A 14,588-nucleotide genomic window follows, 5' to 3' on the forward strand; every position below is an offset into this window, starting at 1 on the left:
AACGCCGTAAAGCGCGATGGCCCGTCATGTTCCACCGAAACCGTCCATTTTGGACGGTTTCGATTTCCACAAGGTGATCGACGGCCGGAAGGTTTGGAAAAACCAGGATGGAACCCGATATTATTCCTGGGATGCGCTCCACGGCGAAGTTGAGATGTTCGATCGACGTGGATACCATTTGGGGTCGCTGCATCCCGAGGACGGTCGGCCATTGAAGGATCCGGTGCGGGGGAGACGGTTGAATGTCCATTGACGATGCCTCGTTCCTCGACTTGTGCCTCGCGGGAAAGACGAAGCCGGAAGACATCGATGATGCCGTTGAGGCTTGGCATCTTGGCGATGGTTCCGGAAGTTTGGCCGATCATCTTGGGATGACCCACGATCAATATTGGCGTTGGGTCAGGGATCCACGCGAGCTTCCGGCAATCTTGGTCGAGCATCAGTTGGGAAAACCGTTGAGCGCCTTGGTCGCAGAGATCAGGGACATCGAACGGGGCGGCTTTATCGGACCGGACCGAAGCCATGCTTTTCTCGCGCGCTTCACGGCAACCAGCCATTCGGGCCGGGAGAGCGGCCATGCTCGAACCTGATTTCTCCCGTAGCGCGGCGCATGCCATGGAGCGTCTGCCGCCCCGGCTGTTGACGCCGGTGGTCGCAGCGATCAAATCTCTCTTGGAATCGGATGGCCACAGCCCGCGCGCGCAAACCATTCCCGGCGCCCCGGAGAAAATTCTAAGAACGACCGACCCGCTTGGACAATCATCCTTGTCCATTGTCTTCCGCGTGGATGACGATGCCAAGCTTCTGAAAATCGTGCTCGTCCGGTTGGAAGACGCCGGCGCCAATCCTTAGGCCACAGACATGCAGGTTGGGTGGAGGCGAAGCCGCAACCCGACATCGTGGCGATGGAACCTGCGTTGGGTTGCGCTGGCGCTCCACCAAACCTACGGTTCGAACAGCAAAAGGGGGCCTTTCGGCCCCCCTTTCCGTTCGCAACATTGCCGGCCGTTCAGTGGCTTGCCGTCTTTTCCTTCTGCTCCAGGCTGATATATTTCCGGGTGATCGGCTCCACCAGCTGGTTCATCGTCTGCGCCATGGCTTCCTCTTCGCGGAGCGACTTCTGGAAGCCGGAGATGTTCTTGAAGCCTGCGGTCTCGGCCATGACGATCAGCGACTTGTAGGCGGCGATCTCATAGTTCTCGAAGGCGTGGTTCGCGAACATGTTCTTCAGAATCTCGTCGGCGGCCGGCGTGTGCGCCACGGCCCCGACGTTCCCGATCAGGCCGAAGATGGCCTCCTTGATGCTCGACGGGCTGACGCCGACCTCGTTCATCGCCTCTTCGATGCGCTTGCGCTGCTGCTCGGTCTCGGCGATGTGCTGGCGCAGGGCCTGCTCCAGCTCCGGGTAGTTCTGAAGCCGCTCCACCTGGCGGTTCATGATCTGCAGCGCTTCCATTTCCAGCGCGTGCGTGTTGCGGAGGCCCGCAATGAAAATGTCGTTCACAGCATTCGACGGCGAAGCCATAACAGAAAGCTCCTCGGCTGGTTTGATACGCGCCCAACCGGGAAACGCCGCAAAAGTTCCTGCCCTGGAAATTCCTTTTTGATCTTGGGCCGTCGCTTCACGAAACGATCATATTTCTAGCATTCTCGCGCATTTATGCTGTTCTGCTTTGTTACGAAGAGGATGCCGGGATGGATCACCATGCGCCGAAAAAATGTTCATCGGCGCCGCGGCCCCGCCTTGCTCCATCGAAAGCGCCGAAAAATGTCGGGTGACTCCCGCGGCCGGATCGCCTATCACACGGACAGGCTTCCGAACGGATGATGTCCCTTGACACGCACACGCACGTTTGGCCTGTCCGCCGTCGTCCTCGCCGGTTTTCTCGCAGGCTGCACCCCGAACTACTCCCCGAACACCTACGCCGCCACCGCCACCCAGCAGGCGAACAAGGTGGAGCGCGCGGTCGTGATCGGATTCCGCGAGGTCAAGATCAGCACCAACGGCACCGTGGGCGCGGTCACCGGCGGGGCGGCCGGCGGCGTGCTCGGGTCGCAGTCGGGCGCCATCGGCATGAACGCGGCGCTGGGCGCGGTCACCGGCACGGCCATCGGCGGCCTGCTCGGCACCTCGATCGAGCATGTGACCGGCGACACCACCGGCTGGGAATACATCGTCCGCAAGCCGGACGGCGAGCTTCTGTCGCTGACCCAGAAGGAAGAGAGGCCGCTGGCCGTGGGCCAGAAGGTGCTGGTCATCACCGGCAGCCAAGCCCGCATCATCCCGGACTACGCGACGGAGAACGAGCCGGCAGTCGCCAAGGACAAGCCCAAGGCCGAGGAGCCGGCGAAAGCCGAAGACCCGAAGCCCGAGGAGAAGAAGCCCGACGCGGCGGTCGAGTCCGGGGCGGCCGAAGCCAAGGCCGTCGAGGCGAAGGAGCTTCCGCCCGCCGCCACGCCGGCGCCCGCCACCGTGGCCGATCCTGCTCCCGCGACGGAACCTGCGGTCAAGGGCGGCCCTATCTCCATCGCGCCGCCCGCCGCGCCCGCACCGGCGGCCGACGCGGCCCCCGTCCAGGCTCAGCCGACCACCAGCACCGCCGCGACCAGCGCTCCCAGCGCCGGCATGTAAGGAAGGCGGAACCGCCAGGGCCGCGGTTCCGGCACCGCGGGGGCGCCCTCGCCTCCGCCCTTTCCGCCGCTGGCGGGGTCCATCCGCCCGGCCTCCAGCACCACCGTTGTCATCGCGTCGAACACGCCCATGGCCGCAGCCCTCCTTGTGTCGGGGGGTACCGTGCGCCCGCGCGGAAAATCTTGGAAACGAATAGGTTTTATGAGGATCATCACAGACTGTGATGGTCATTTCCCGCGTTGAACATTCCCTGCGTTGATCCTGGCGCATCCCTCTGCTTCAATGGCGCGACCATGCCGGCCAACCTCGACACCGACCTCCTGCGCGCTTTCGTCGCCGTCGCCGACGCGCGCAGCTTCACCCGTGCCGGCGACGCGCTGGGCCGCACCCAGGCCGCCGTCAGCCAGCAGGTCCGCCGGCTGGAGGAGGTCGTCGGCAAGCGCGTGTTCCAGCGCGACACCAAGAGCGTCAGCCTGACCGGGGAGGGCGAGCTTCTGCTGACCTACGCGCGCCGCATGCTGACGCTGAACGACGAGGTGATGGCGCTGATGCGCCGCCCCGTCTCCATCGCCAGCGTGCGCATCGGCTCGCCCGACGACTACGCCACCATGCTGCTGCCCGAGGTGCTGGCCCGCTTCGCCGCCGCCTATCCGGAGGTGACGGTGGAGGTGGTGTGCGACAACAGCCCCGACCTGGTGGCGGAGATCGAGAAGGGCCGCTACGACCTCGCCCTCGTCACCCGCCACCCCGACACCAAGAGCGGCGAGCTGGTCCGGCGGGAGCCGGTGGCCTGGGTCGCCCCGCCGCTCAATCCCAACAAAGGCCCCAACAAAGGCGCTATCGAACGGGAGGATCCGCTGCCGCTCGCCCTCTTTCCCAAGGGCTGCGTGGTGCGCGACCTCGCGGTGGCGACGCTGGAGGAGATCGGGCGCGGCTGGCGGGTCGCCTTCACCAGCAAGAGCGTGGTCGCCGTCCACGGCGCCGTGCTGGGCGGGCTGGGTGTGACGGCCATGGAGGCCTGCACCGTGCCGCCGACGCTGCGCCGCCTGACGGAGGCGGACGGTTTCCCCGCCCTGCCCGACGTGGACATGGCGCTGCACCGCGCCCCCGGCATGGCGGCGAAGCCCGTCCGGCTGCTGGCCGACGCGATCCACGACTTGCTGGGACCCACGGCTCCGTAGCTCAGCCCGTAACATCGTCATCGGCGGCGGCCGTCCGCTCATCGTCCGGTTGCCCGCGCGCGGCGCGCCGATGCACAATGGGTGGTCACCCGAAGGGCTAACCACCATGAAGAAGCGTTCCGGCACCGCCCAGCGCGCCCGCTCGTCAGGCCTGAAGGCCGTCGCGCTGCACCTGATCCTCGCCACGGCCACCCTATGGTTCGCGCCGGGCGCCATGGCGCAGAGCCCGGTCGCCATCGGCGCCCCCCTGACCGGCGAGGTGGTGCTGAACCGCGACATCGAGGTGCGCATCGGCCCGAACGAGGACGCCCGCATCGTCATGACGCTGTCGCGCGGCAAGGCGCTGAACGCGCTCGGCACGCCGCGCGGCACCAGCTGGACGGAGGTCGCGATCGGCGGCCAGCCGATCGGCTATGTCCCGGCCGATTCGCTGGACCCGGCGCTGATGGTGGCGCGGCCGGTCAGCACCGCGGGCGGCGGCGCCCGGGCGGCCAAGCCGGGCGAACCGGCCGTCCATCACCGCAACGCCGCCGTGGTGCCCCGGGCCTCCTGGGAGATCGCCGCCCAGGTGCCGGCCCAGGGCTATGTGGTCGCCACACAGCCCATCGCCGCCACCGAGATCCTGGACAGCAAGAAGCGGCGCGGATTCACCCTGCGCAAGGGCGACGTGCTGGGCGTCATCGACGCGTCCAACGGCCGCGCGACCCTGTCCATGCCCGGCCGGGCCAAGGCCGTGGCCATGGTGGACGGGCTGGTCGGGGTGGTCGCCCCCTACCCGCTGCCTGGCATGCCACCGCTGGAGCCCGGGCCGCTCTACGCCGCGCGGCTGGGCGAATATGTCAGCCACGCGGAGGGATTGCGCGCCTGGCAGGAGTTCACGGCCGGCGCCGGGTCGGCCTACCGCGACCTGCCGCCCATGGTCTGGCCGGTGTTCCGCGGCCCCCGCACCACCTACGACATGGGGCTGGGGCCCTTCACCCGCACCCAGGTGGACAACGTTTGCGGAGCCCTGGCCCAGCGCGGGCGCGACTGCTGGGTGATCGAACTCGACACATTCTAAAATTCTTAATTCTTTCCGTACAAACTGTATTGAATTTCGAATTTGCCCGTGTACAGCCTTACCGTGTTAAGCTCCCTGTCTCCCGCCGGTCCTGATCGGGCACCCACCATGACCAACGCCGCCCCAAATCCCCCCGCTTCCACCGGCGCCGCCCCGGGGGGCGAGGACGACTTCCTCTTCCTGGACGACCAGGATGACGGCGGCGGCGAACGCGAGTCCGCGCCGGTCAGCCCGGCGAACCGCTGGAAGATGCTGATCGTGGACGACGAGCCGGAGGTGCACTCCATCACCAAGCTCGTCCTGGCCGACTTTTCCTACAAGGGCCGCTCCGCCCACTTCCTGTCCGCCCATTCCGCGGCCGAGGCGAAGGACATCCTGGCGCGCGAGGACGACATCGCCATCATCCTGCTGGACGTGGTGATGGAAACCGACGACGCCGGCCTGCAGCTGGTCCATCACATCCGCGAGGTCCTGAAGAACCGGCACGTGCGCATCATCCTGCGCACCGGCCAGCCGGGCCAGGCGCCGGAACGGGCGGTGATCCTCGACTACGACATCAACGACTACAAGGCGAAGACGCAGCTGACCGCCCAGCAGCTCTTCACCACCACGGTCGCCGCGCTGAGGTCCTACGAGGACATCATGGCGATCGAGATGAATCGCCGCGGGCTGGAAAAGATCATCGAGGCATCGTCGTCGCTGTTCCAGGCGCGGTCGATGAAGCTGTTCGCCGCGGGGGTGCTGACCCAGCTGTCCGGCATCCTCGGCGTCGGGCCGGACGCCATCCTGTGCGTGCAGCGCGGCGCGGTGCTGGGCGGTGCGCGGGACGGGCTCGCCCGCGATGGTCTCTACGTTCTGGCCGGGTCGGGGCGCTTCGAGTCGCTGATCGACGAGCCGGCAGCCGACCACATCGATCCGCCCGTCCTCGGCGCCGTCCTGCGCTGCCTGGAGACGCGCAGCAACCACTACGACGCCGACCACTGCACCCTCTACATCCGCACCCCCAACGACCGGGAGAACGTGGTCTACCTGCGGTCCGACCGGCCGCTGTCGGAACTGGACCGGAACCTGATCGAGGTGTTCTGCCGGAAGATTTCCGTCGGCTTCGACAACCTGCACCTGTTCGAGCAGCTGCGCCGCACCCAGCAGAGCACGCTGATCGCCATGGCCGGCATGGCCGAGCGCGGTGCGGAGGCGCCGGACGCCATTCCCCGCATCGCCCTGGTGACGGAGCGGATCGCCCGCCGCCTGCGCGACCGCGGCCACTTCGCGCACGCCATCGACGAGCATTTCCTGGAGTCGGTGGGTCTGGCCGCCATCCTGCACGATGTCGGCAACGCGACCATCGACCCGGTGATCCTGGGCAAGGCCGGCCCCCTGTCGCCGGAGGAGCGCGATGCCATGCAGCGCCACACGCTGGCCGGATGGGAGCTGCTGGAACGCGCCAGCCGCCGGTCGGACAGCCGCACCTACCTGCATCTGGGGGCGGAGATCGCGCGGTCGCACCACGAGAACTGGGACGGCACCGGCTATCCGGACCGGCTGCGCGGCGACGCCATCCCGCTGAGCGCCCGCATCGTGGCGGTCGCCGACAGCTTCGACGCCATGACCCGCGAGCGGCCCTATCGCCGGGCGCTGGACCATGACGTGGCGGTGGCGGAGGTTCGGCGCCAGTCCGGCACCCGCTTCGATCCGCTGGTGGTCGAAGCCTTCATGGACGTGGCCGGCGACTTCCGGCCCGGCTGAGGCCAACCGTTACGGCTGCCCTCAGCCCTCGCCCGTCATCAGGCCGTCCACCATCTCCTTCAGCGGGCCGATCTGCACGGGCTTGTGCAGCAGGCGGCAGCCGAGCGCGGCCGCCTCGGCCTGCCGTTCGGGGGTGGTGTCGCCGGTCAGGATCAAGGCCGGCACCGGGGCGCCGACATGGTTGCGCACCATCTCCACCGCCTGGGCGCCGGTGCCGCCGGCGGGCAGGAAATGGTCGGCCAGCACGAGCCCGGGTCGCCCGGTCGCCTGCGGCAGGCGCTGCGCCAGTTCGGCCAGCGAGAGCGCGGTCAGCACCTCGTAGCCCCAGCCTTCGAGCAGGAGCGCCAAGCCTTCGACGATGGAGCGGTCGTCGTCGACCACCACGATCAGCCGGCTCGCCCCCGGTCCCGGTGCCCGTTCGCCGTCGCCTTGGCGCTGGGCTTCGCCGCCGCTCCCGTCCCCGTTGCCGGAGACGCCGGACACGGCGCACTGGCGGGACCATGCGCCCGCTGCCGCCTGACCCGGCAGCGGGACAGCACCGGCGGCGACGGACAGGACTCCAGCCATTTCGTTCGATGCCTGCAACATGGGAACTCTCACCAGTGCTCCAACGACCGCGGTCCGGTCAATGTCCATCCAAAGACAACATAAAGGATAAAGATTAATGTTCGACTATCCAAAAATCCCGAGAATTCATTTCAGAAGAGAAACATTTCCGTCTGCCGAAATTTCAGATTCGTTTCGATACCATTCGTTCCCCACACTGGGAAACAGGTTTTTAGGCCGTTTATTCGCTTTATCTGATCGAGAAAGACCGCTCAACCCTGAAAAAACGCATATGCAGGATCCGGCGCGGCCGCAATCCGAGCCTGTGCCCTCCGCAACCATACGTCTCGGTACCGGAACAATCCATGGGGCAGGAGGCGGACCGACCTTGGCCGAAGGGTTCCCCAAAAGAAAAAGGACCCCCGCCGGCCGGCGGGAGTCCTTAATTTGTCGCAGGATCTTTTGCGCCAGGCCCCTTTGCGTCAAGAGCGCAGCGAACCGCCCGTCGCCTTGACGACCGCGGCGACGATCTTCTGGCCGACCGCCTCGATCTCCTCGTCGGTCAGGGTGCGCTCGGTCGGCTGAAGCGTGACGGACAGCGCCACCGACTTCTTGCCCTCCTCGACGTTGGTGCCCTGATAGACGTCGAACACCGCCACCTCCTTGACCAGGGCCTTGTCGGCCCCCTTGGCGGCGCGGACCAGCTTGTCGGCCTCCACGTCCTGGCCGACGACGAAGGCGAAGTCGCGCTCCAGCGGCTGGAAGGGGGAGAGCTGGACCAGCGGCTTGGCCGTGCCGCCCTTCTTCTTGGGCAGCGGGATGGTGTCCAGGAAGACCTCGAACCCGACCACCGGGCTCTTCACGCCCAGCGTATCGAGCACCATCGGATGGATCTCGCCGAAGCGGGCCATCACGGTAGGGCCGAGGCGCAGCACGCCCGACCGGCCGGGGTGGTACCAGCCCGGGGCGTCGGTGGTGACCTGCAGGTTGGCGGTCGGGGCGCCGGCCGCCTCCAGAACCGCCAGCGCGTCGGCCTTGGCGTCGAAGGCGTCGACGCCGCGGGCCTTCACCGCCCAGTGGCGCGGCACCGCGTTGCCGGCGCGGATGCCGGCGGCCACGATGTCCTGCCCGTCGGGCGTCGGCTTGCGGAAGGCCGGGCCGACCTCGAACAGGCCGACGTCGGCGAAGCCGCGGTCGGCGTTGCGCCCCGCGGCCTGGATCAGGTTGCCCAGGATCGACGGGCGCATGACGTCCAGGTCGGCGCTGATCGGGTTGACCAGCTTGAGCCCCGCGTCCACGCCGCCGAACAGCTCCGCCACCGGGCCGGCCATGAAGGACCAGGTCACCGCCTCCGACAGGCCGCGCACGGCCAGCGTGCGCTTGGCGAGCCCGACGCGGCGCTGCTTGGTCGTCAGGGCCGGGCGGGTCAGCACGCTGTCGCGCGGTAGCGGGGTCGCCGGGATGGCGTCGAAGCCGTGGACGCGCAGCACCTCCTCCACCAAGTCGGCCTCGCCGTGGATGTCGGCGCGCCAGGAGGGCGGGACGACGCGCAGCGTGCCGTCCGCATCTTCGCCCGCGATCTCGCAGCCGAGGTCCGTCAGGATGCGCCGCTGCTCCTCCTGCGGCAGATCCACGCCGCCCAGGCTGGCGACTCGGCCAGGCCGCAGGGTCAGGGTGCGCCGCCACTCCGGCTCCTGCCCAGCGACGACGAGATCCGACGCCTCGCCGCCGCAGATCTCCAGGATCAGGCGGGTGGCGCGCTCCATGCCCGGGATCACCGCCGCCGGGTCGACACCGCGCTCCAGCCGGTAGCGGGCGTCCGACTCGACGCCCAGCTTGCGGCCGGTCTGCGCCGTGCGGACCGGATCGAAGATCGCCGCTTCCAGGAAGACGTTGGTGGTCGTCTCGGTGCAGCCCGACGTCTCGCCGCCGATGATGCCGGCCAGCGCCTCGGCCCGCTCATGGTCGGCGATCACCGTCATGCTGGGATCGAGGGCGTATTCCTTGCCGTTCAGAGCCGGCAGAACCTCCCCCTCGCGCGCCATGCGCACGACAATCCCGCCCTTCACCTTGTCGGCGTCGAAGGCGTGCAGCGGACGCGACAGGTCGAAGGTGATGTAGTTGGTGATGTCCACCAGCGCGGAGATCGGCCGCAGCCCGATGGCCAGCAGCTTGTCGTGCAGCCACTTCGGCGACGGGCCGTTCTTCACGCCCCGGAACATGCGGCCGACATACATCGGGCAGGCGTCCGGCGCCTCAATGGCGACGCCGAGCGGGCTGGGAAAGGCGCCCTTCACCGGCTCCGCCGCCAGCGGCTTCAGCGTGCCCAGCCCCGCCGCCGCGAGGTCGCGGGCGATGCCGCGCACGCCGGCGCAGTCGGCGCGGTCGGGCGTCAGGCTGATGTCGATGACCGGGTCGCCCAGGCCCGCATACTCGGCGTAGGCGACGCCGACCGGCGCGTCGTCCGGCAGCTCGATGATGCCGTTGTGCTCCTCCGACAGCTTCAGCTCGCGTTCGGAGCACATCATGCCGTTCGACTCGACGCCGCGGATGACGCCCTTCTTCAGCGTGATGTCGGAGCCGGGGATGTAGGCCCCCTCCGGCGCGAAGACGCCCTTCAGGCCGGCGCGCGCGTTGGGCGCGCCGCAGACGACCTGGAGCTTCTCGGTGCCGGTGTCGACCACCAGCACGCGCAGCTTGTCGGCATCCGGGTGCTTCTCGGCGGAGAGGACGTGGGCGACGCGGAAGGGCTTTAGCTCTTTCGAGCGGTCCTCCACCCCCTCGACCTCCAGGCCGAGGGCGGTCAGCTTCTCCACGATCTGGTCGAGCGTGGCGTCGGTCTCCAGATGGTCCTTCAGCCAGGACAGCGTGAACTTCATGGGTCCGGCTCCTTTAGCGCGTCAGGCCCTGGGCCATGCTGGGAACGTCGAGCGGCACGAAGCCGTAATGCTTCAGCCAGCGGAGGTCGGCTTCGAAGAAGGTGCGGAGGTCGGGGATGCCGTACTTCAGCATCGCCACGCGCTCGATCCCCATGCCGAAGGCGAAGCCCTGGTACTTCGTGCTGTCGATGCCGCAGGCCTCCAGCACGTTGGGGTGCACCATGCCGCAGCCCAGGATCTCCAGCCAGTCGCCGTAGTTGCCGAGCTTCAGCTCGCCACCCTTGCGGGAGCAGCCGATGTCCACCTCGGCCGACGGCTCGGTGAAGGGGAAGAAGCTGGGGCGGAAGCGCAGCGGCAGGTCGTCCACGTCGAAGAAGGCGCGGCAGAACTCGATCAGGCAACCCTTCAGGTGCCCCATGTTGGTCGCCTCGTCGATGACTAGCCCCTCGATCTGGTGGAACATCGGGGTGTGGGTCATGTCGTAGTCGGACCGGTAGGTGCGGCCCGGCGCGATCACGCGGATCGGCGGCTTCTTGTTCAGCATGGTGCGCACCTGCACCGGGCTGGTGTGCGTGCGCAGCAGCATCTTCTTGTCGCCCGCATCGGGGAGATAGAAGGTGTCGTGCATGTCGCGGGCGGGGTGGCCCGGCGGGAAGTTCAGGGCGGTGAAGTTGTGGAAGTCGTCCTCGACGTCCGGCCCTTCGGCGACGCTGAAGCCCATCTCCGCGAAGATCGCCACCATCTCGTCGATGGTCTGGCTGATCGGGTGGATGCGCCCCTCCGTCTCCGGCCGGACCGGCAGGGTGACGTCGATGCGCTCCGCCTTCAGGCGGGCTTCCAGGTGGGCGCGGGCGAGGTCGGCCTTGCGCGCGTCGATGGCGAGGGATATCTCGTCCTTCAGCGCGTTCAGCTGCTGGCCGCGCTCGCGGCGTTCGTCGGGCGACAGGCCGCCCAGCTCCTTCATGAAGCCGGTGATGCGCCCCTTCTTGCCGAGCGCCGTCACCCGCACCTCTTCGAGGGCGGCGAGGTCGCCGGCGGCGTTGACCTGCGACAGGAGTTCGTCTTTCAGCGCATCGAGCATGTCATTTCCCGCGAGCCATAAGGATTGGCGGACCTAAAGCGGATTGCGATCCGCTTTGGACCGCGACGGCGGTCCCGGCCGCACGTGCGGCCGAAGCCCGGCCGGCAAATGAGGCCATGTGAATTTAAAGCGAACGGAAGTTCGCTTTAAAGAAAAAGGGAGCCGGCCCAGAGGCACGGCTCCCTTCTTTCATGTCAGGCGCCTGATCGGGGCTCCGCCGTGAAGCGGAGACCTTACGCGGCGGCCTTGGAGGCGAGAGCGGCCTGGGCCTGGTCGACGATGGCCTTGAAGGCCTCCGGCTCACGGGCGGCCAAGTCCGACAGGACCTTGCGGTCGATCTCGATGCCGGCCAGCTTGATGCCGTTGATGAAGCGCGAGTAGGTCAGGCCGTACTGGCGGACGCCGGCGTTGATGCGCTGGATCCACAGGCCGCGGAAATCGCGCTTCTTGTTGCGGCGGTCGCGGTAGGCGTAGCGAAGCGCCTTTTCGACCTTCTCGATCGCAATCCGGAAGTTCTTGGAATTGCGGCCCCGGTAGCCCTTGGCGAGCTTCAGGATCTTGCGGTGACGGGCGTGCGTGGTGACGCCGCGCTTAACACGAGCCATGGTTCAAATCCCCTTCAGTATCAGGCGTTGCGCAGCCAATTCTTCAGCACGATCTTCTGGTCCGGCTCGGCCAGGGTCATCATGCCGCGCGCGTTGCGCTTCATCGTCGGGGACTTGTGCTCCAGGCAGTGGCGCTTGAAGGCCGCCTGGGCGCGGACCTTACCGGACGCGGTCACCTTGAAGCGCTTCTTGGCGCCGCTCTTCGTCTTCAGCTTGGGCATTTTCGATCCTTGCGTTGGATGTTCCGAACTTGGCGGTTGGGCATGCCCTGGGCCTCAGGCCCGGCCTCGCCGCCCGTTGGAGCGCAGGGTTATACGCGCCGCTACGCCGTAACGCAAGGCCCAGCCGCGGCCCAAAGGGCCTTACGGCGTCAGGAACGGCGCAGATACATCTTGCCGACGCCGTTCAGCGCGGTGAACAGCTGCGTGAACTGCGCCAGGAAGGCCTCCCAGGACAGGGCGCCGGCCTTCTCGGCGACGGCCCGGTGGATGTCGCCCAGCGTCGTCCGGCCGTCCACCCGCGCCAGGATCGGGCCGGCGAGGCGCGGCAGCGGCAGGGGGATCACGGCGCCCATCAGCTCCGCCTCCAGCACGCCGCCGGGCGGCAGACCCTTGGCCAGCGCCGCCCCGTCCAAGTCGCGCAGGACGGGCACGACCTCCGGTCCGTCCGGACGGGCGACGGCACCCTCCACATCCTGCGGGCGGACGAGGTAGGCGATGTGCTTGGTCATGGCGCCGGTCACCTGCTCCACCCAGGCGGCGCGCTCCAGCCAGGTCAGCTCCTCCAGCCGCTTCAGCAGGCGCGGGTCCTTGATCCAGACCGACGGTTCGTAGCGGTAGGGCTCCATCAGCGCGGCGACGGCGAGGCCGCCCGACGCGGCGAGGTCCGCCAGCTCCGCCACCGTGTAGGGCCGGTCGCAGGAATGCAGCAGCAGGTCGTACAGGTCGGCGTCGGCCTGTTTGTGGTCCCCGATGAAGGGGTTGTTCAGCAGCCAGTTGGAGCGCGGCAGATGCCCGATCAGGCGCTTGGCCAGCGCCACCTTCTCGTTGAGCGGCAGGTCGTCAGTGATGGTGCGCAGGGCGGCCTGCATTTGGTAGACGCCGGTGCGGCCATAGGGCGCGTAGACCATCAGCCCGATGCCGCCGCCGGGCTTCAACGCCCCGGCCAGGGAGCGCAGGCCGGCCGACGGGTCGTCCAGATGGTGCAGCACGCCGCAGCAGTCGATGTAGTCGAACGGCCCCAGGCCATCCAGCTCCAGCAGGGAGCCGCGGCGGAAGTCGATGTTGGTCAGCCCGCGCGCCTTGCCCCGCGCCTCGGCAACCGCCCGCGCGGCGTCCGACAGGTCCAGGTAGGTAACGCGCCCGGGGTTGCCCGCATCGGCCATCTGCTGGGCGATCATGATCGTCCCGTCCCCGGTCCCGCCGCCGGCCACCAGCACGCTCAGGGGCTTCCCATGGTCGAGCCGCCCGCCGAAGACAAAGTGGTTCACCTCGTCCAGGTGGCTGGGCGAGCCGGTGATCAGGCGCTTTTTCTCGTCGGCCGGGTTGCGCGCGGGATAGGGGTAGGCCTCGTACTGGGCGCGCAGGGTGTCGATGCTCATCAAAAAGGCAGCCGGTCAGGTTGGCGGGTGCGCGACCATAGCACCCCGGCGACCAAAATTCCCCCCTCCCAGCCCGACCGGGAGAGGGGAATGCCGGAGTTATGCGCCCAGCCCCTCCGCCGCGCGGACCACGCCGACCTCCAGGCCGTTGCGGTTGGTGACGCGCTGGGTGAGCAGCTGTTCGGCGCGCGTCCACATCTCGTCCGGCAGGGCCTTGGTCGCGCGGATCAGGGCGGCCAGGGCCACCTCGCGGGCGCGCGGGGTGCCGTCGTCGATCTTCAGCGCGATGCCCAGCCCCTGCTTCGGAAGGACGGCGACGCCCACGGCCTCGGCCCCGCCTTTGACCAGCACCTGCCCGCCGGCCGCCTGCATCATCGCCGTGTCGAAGGCGCCCTTGCCGGCGATCAGGTAAGGATGCGCCCGCCAGGCGCGGCGGATGCGGGTCACCGCCTCGGCGCGGCTGTCGGGCAGGTCCTTCGGGTCGCCGATGCGGGCCATGGCGTAGGCGATGGCGGCCAGCGGGATGCCGATGGTCGGGATGGCGCAGCCGTCTACGCCCCAGGGGGCGTGCGACAGGTCCTGCCCGGTCATCTGCTCCGTCACGCCCAGGATGCGCTGCTGCACGGGGTGGTCGAAGCGGACGTAGCCCTTGGTCGGCTCCCCCTTGTGCAGGGCGGTGGTCAGGAAGCCGGCGTGCTTGCCGGAGCAGTTGTTGTGGAAGGCGGTCGGCGTCTCGCCGTGGCGGATCATCTCGTGGGCGGTGTCGGGATCGGTCGGCAGGTGCGCCCCGCACTCGTAGTCGTTCACCGTCAGGCCGATGCGCTTGATCCAGGCCTCCGCCAGCCGGGTGTGACGGATCTCCCCGTTGTGGGAGGAGCAGGCGAGCGCCAGCTCCTGGTCGCTGAGGCCGTAGGCGTCGAACGCGCCGGTCTCCACCAGCGGGATCGCCTGGATGGCCTTGACGGCGGAGCGCGGGTAGACCGGCGCCTGGATGTCGCCCCACTGGGCGAGGACCCGGCCGTCGGAATCGACGATGCAGGCGCGGCCGCGGTGGACGGATTCCACCATTCCGCCGCGGGTCACCTCCACGAGGATCGGCGCCTCGGGCGGTCCGGACAGGTCGGCGTGGGCCTCTGTGCCAGAGGAGTCATGGGCGTGGCCGTGGTGATCGCCGTGGCCGCCGCAGCAGGAGGAATGGTCGTGGCTCATGGGAGCGAAGCTTGCCTCTCTCCGCGCCCCGAGGCAAGGTGTCGCACCC

At 68.2% G+C, this 14,588-nt stretch carries 16 protein-coding genes; 7 read left to right on the forward strand and 9 right to left on the reverse strand.

The genetic code is table 11. The features are described 5' to 3' along the window. The first annotated feature begins 16 nt into the window (after positions 1-16). From J2851_RS36770 to J2851_RS32070, 3 genes are read left to right on the forward strand one after another with little or no spacing between them, the layout of a single operon-like run. Entirely contained in the window at positions 17-253 is a 237-nt protein-coding gene (locus J2851_RS36770; RefSeq protein WP_370881332.1) for a colicin E3/pyocin S6 family cytotoxin, read from the forward strand. Continuing rightward, a complete protein-coding gene (locus J2851_RS32065) occupies positions 243-590 on the forward strand; it encodes a hypothetical protein (RefSeq protein WP_209772039.1) in 348 nt (115 codons plus the stop codon). Before J2851_RS36770 ends, J2851_RS32065 begins: the two co-directional genes overlap by 11 nt. Next, positions 577-852: a hypothetical protein gene (locus J2851_RS32070; protein WP_209772041.1), complete on the forward strand. Its 276-nt coding sequence runs from the start codon at positions 577-579 to the stop codon at positions 850-852. The genes J2851_RS32065 and J2851_RS32070 overlap by 14 nt, the downstream gene beginning before the upstream one ends. A gap of 157 nt (positions 853-1,009) precedes the next feature. Here the strand turns inward: J2851_RS32070 and J2851_RS32075 are convergent, their stop codons facing one another. Continuing rightward, the gene (locus J2851_RS32075) at positions 1,010-1,525 is read right to left on the reverse strand and encodes a ferritin-like domain-containing protein (RefSeq protein WP_209772043.1); all 516 of its coding nucleotides are present in this window, start codon (positions 1,523-1,525) and stop codon (positions 1,010-1,012) included. A gap of 309 nt (positions 1,526-1,834) precedes the next feature. Here J2851_RS32075 and J2851_RS32080 point away from each other — a divergent pair, with 309 nt between their 5' ends. Further along, positions 1,835-2,632 (forward strand): outer membrane lipoprotein, encoded by a 798-nt coding sequence (locus J2851_RS32080; RefSeq protein ID WP_209772045.1) that lies wholly within the window; start codon positions 1,835-1,837, stop codon positions 2,630-2,632. On the opposite strand, the gene J2851_RS32085 is transcribed toward J2851_RS32080, so the two are convergent. Further along, the gene (locus J2851_RS32085; RefSeq protein ID WP_209772047.1) at positions 2,581-2,763 is read right to left on the reverse strand and encodes a hypothetical protein; all 183 of its coding nucleotides are present in this window, start codon (positions 2,761-2,763) and stop codon (positions 2,581-2,583) included. The two genes, J2851_RS32080 and J2851_RS32085, sit on opposite strands and share 52 nt — an antisense overlap. Positions 2,764-2,925: 162 nt before the next feature. Here J2851_RS32085 and J2851_RS32090 point away from each other — a divergent pair, with 162 nt between their 5' ends. The 3 genes from J2851_RS32090 to J2851_RS32100 all read left to right on the forward strand — a co-directional run bounded on the left by J2851_RS32090 (position 2,926) and on the right by J2851_RS32100 (position 6,619). Continuing rightward, positions 2,926-3,813 carry a LysR substrate-binding domain-containing protein gene (locus tag J2851_RS32090; RefSeq protein ID WP_209772049.1) on the forward strand — a complete coding sequence of 296 codons (888 nt, stop codon included), beginning with the start codon at positions 2,926-2,928 and terminating at the stop codon, positions 3,811-3,813. 106 nt (positions 3,814-3,919) lie between these two features. Then, positions 3,920-4,873 (forward strand): SH3 domain-containing protein, encoded by a 954-nt coding sequence (locus tag J2851_RS32095; protein ID WP_209772051.1) that lies wholly within the window; start codon positions 3,920-3,922, stop codon positions 4,871-4,873. Positions 4,874-4,981: 108 nt separating this feature from the next. Continuing rightward, complete coding sequence (locus J2851_RS32100) at positions 4,982-6,619, forward strand: DUF3369 domain-containing protein (RefSeq protein ID WP_209772054.1); 1,638 nt, start codon at positions 4,982-4,984, stop codon at positions 6,617-6,619. A 21-nt stretch (positions 6,620-6,640) separates the two neighbouring features. On the opposite strand, the gene J2851_RS32105 is transcribed toward J2851_RS32100, so the two are convergent. From J2851_RS32105 to J2851_RS32135, 7 genes are all read right to left on the reverse strand, one after another. After that, the gene (locus J2851_RS32105; protein WP_246501081.1) at positions 6,641-7,207 is read right to left on the reverse strand and encodes a response regulator; all 567 of its coding nucleotides are present in this window, start codon (positions 7,205-7,207) and stop codon (positions 6,641-6,643) included. A 440-nt stretch (positions 7,208-7,647) separates the two neighbouring features. Next, positions 7,648-10,044 carry a phenylalanine--tRNA ligase subunit beta gene (gene pheT / locus J2851_RS32110; RefSeq protein ID WP_209772057.1) on the reverse strand — a complete coding sequence of 799 codons (2,397 nt, stop codon included), beginning with the start codon at positions 10,042-10,044 and terminating at the stop codon, positions 7,648-7,650. Between the two features lie 13 nt (positions 10,045-10,057). Beyond that, positions 10,058-11,125, reverse strand: coding sequence for a phenylalanine--tRNA ligase subunit alpha (gene pheS / locus J2851_RS32115; protein WP_209772059.1), 1,068 nt, complete (start codon positions 11,123-11,125; stop codon positions 10,058-10,060). 233 nt (positions 11,126-11,358) lie between these two features. After that, on the reverse strand, positions 11,359-11,730 hold the full coding sequence (gene rplT, locus J2851_RS32120) for a 50S ribosomal protein L20 (RefSeq protein ID WP_209772062.1): 372 nt from the start codon (positions 11,728-11,730) through the stop codon (positions 11,359-11,361). Between the two features lie 20 nt (positions 11,731-11,750). Then, positions 11,751-11,951 carry a 50S ribosomal protein L35 gene (gene rpmI, locus J2851_RS32125; protein WP_209772064.1) on the reverse strand — a complete coding sequence of 67 codons (201 nt, stop codon included), beginning with the start codon at positions 11,949-11,951 and terminating at the stop codon, positions 11,751-11,753. A gap of 149 nt (positions 11,952-12,100) precedes the next feature. Next, positions 12,101-13,330: a class I SAM-dependent methyltransferase gene (locus tag J2851_RS32130; protein ID WP_209772069.1), complete on the reverse strand. Its 1,230-nt coding sequence runs from the start codon at positions 13,328-13,330 to the stop codon at positions 12,101-12,103. Positions 13,331-13,429: 99 nt separating this feature from the next. Then, positions 13,430-14,539 (reverse strand): asparaginase, encoded by a 1,110-nt coding sequence (locus tag J2851_RS32135; protein WP_209772073.1) that lies wholly within the window; start codon positions 14,537-14,539, stop codon positions 13,430-13,432. Positions 14,540-14,588 lie beyond the last annotated feature (49 nt).

Origin of the sequence: Azospirillum rugosum, assembly GCF_017876155.1 — a bacterium.
GTDB lineage: Bacteria > Pseudomonadota > Alphaproteobacteria > Azospirillales > Azospirillaceae > Azospirillum > Azospirillum rugosum.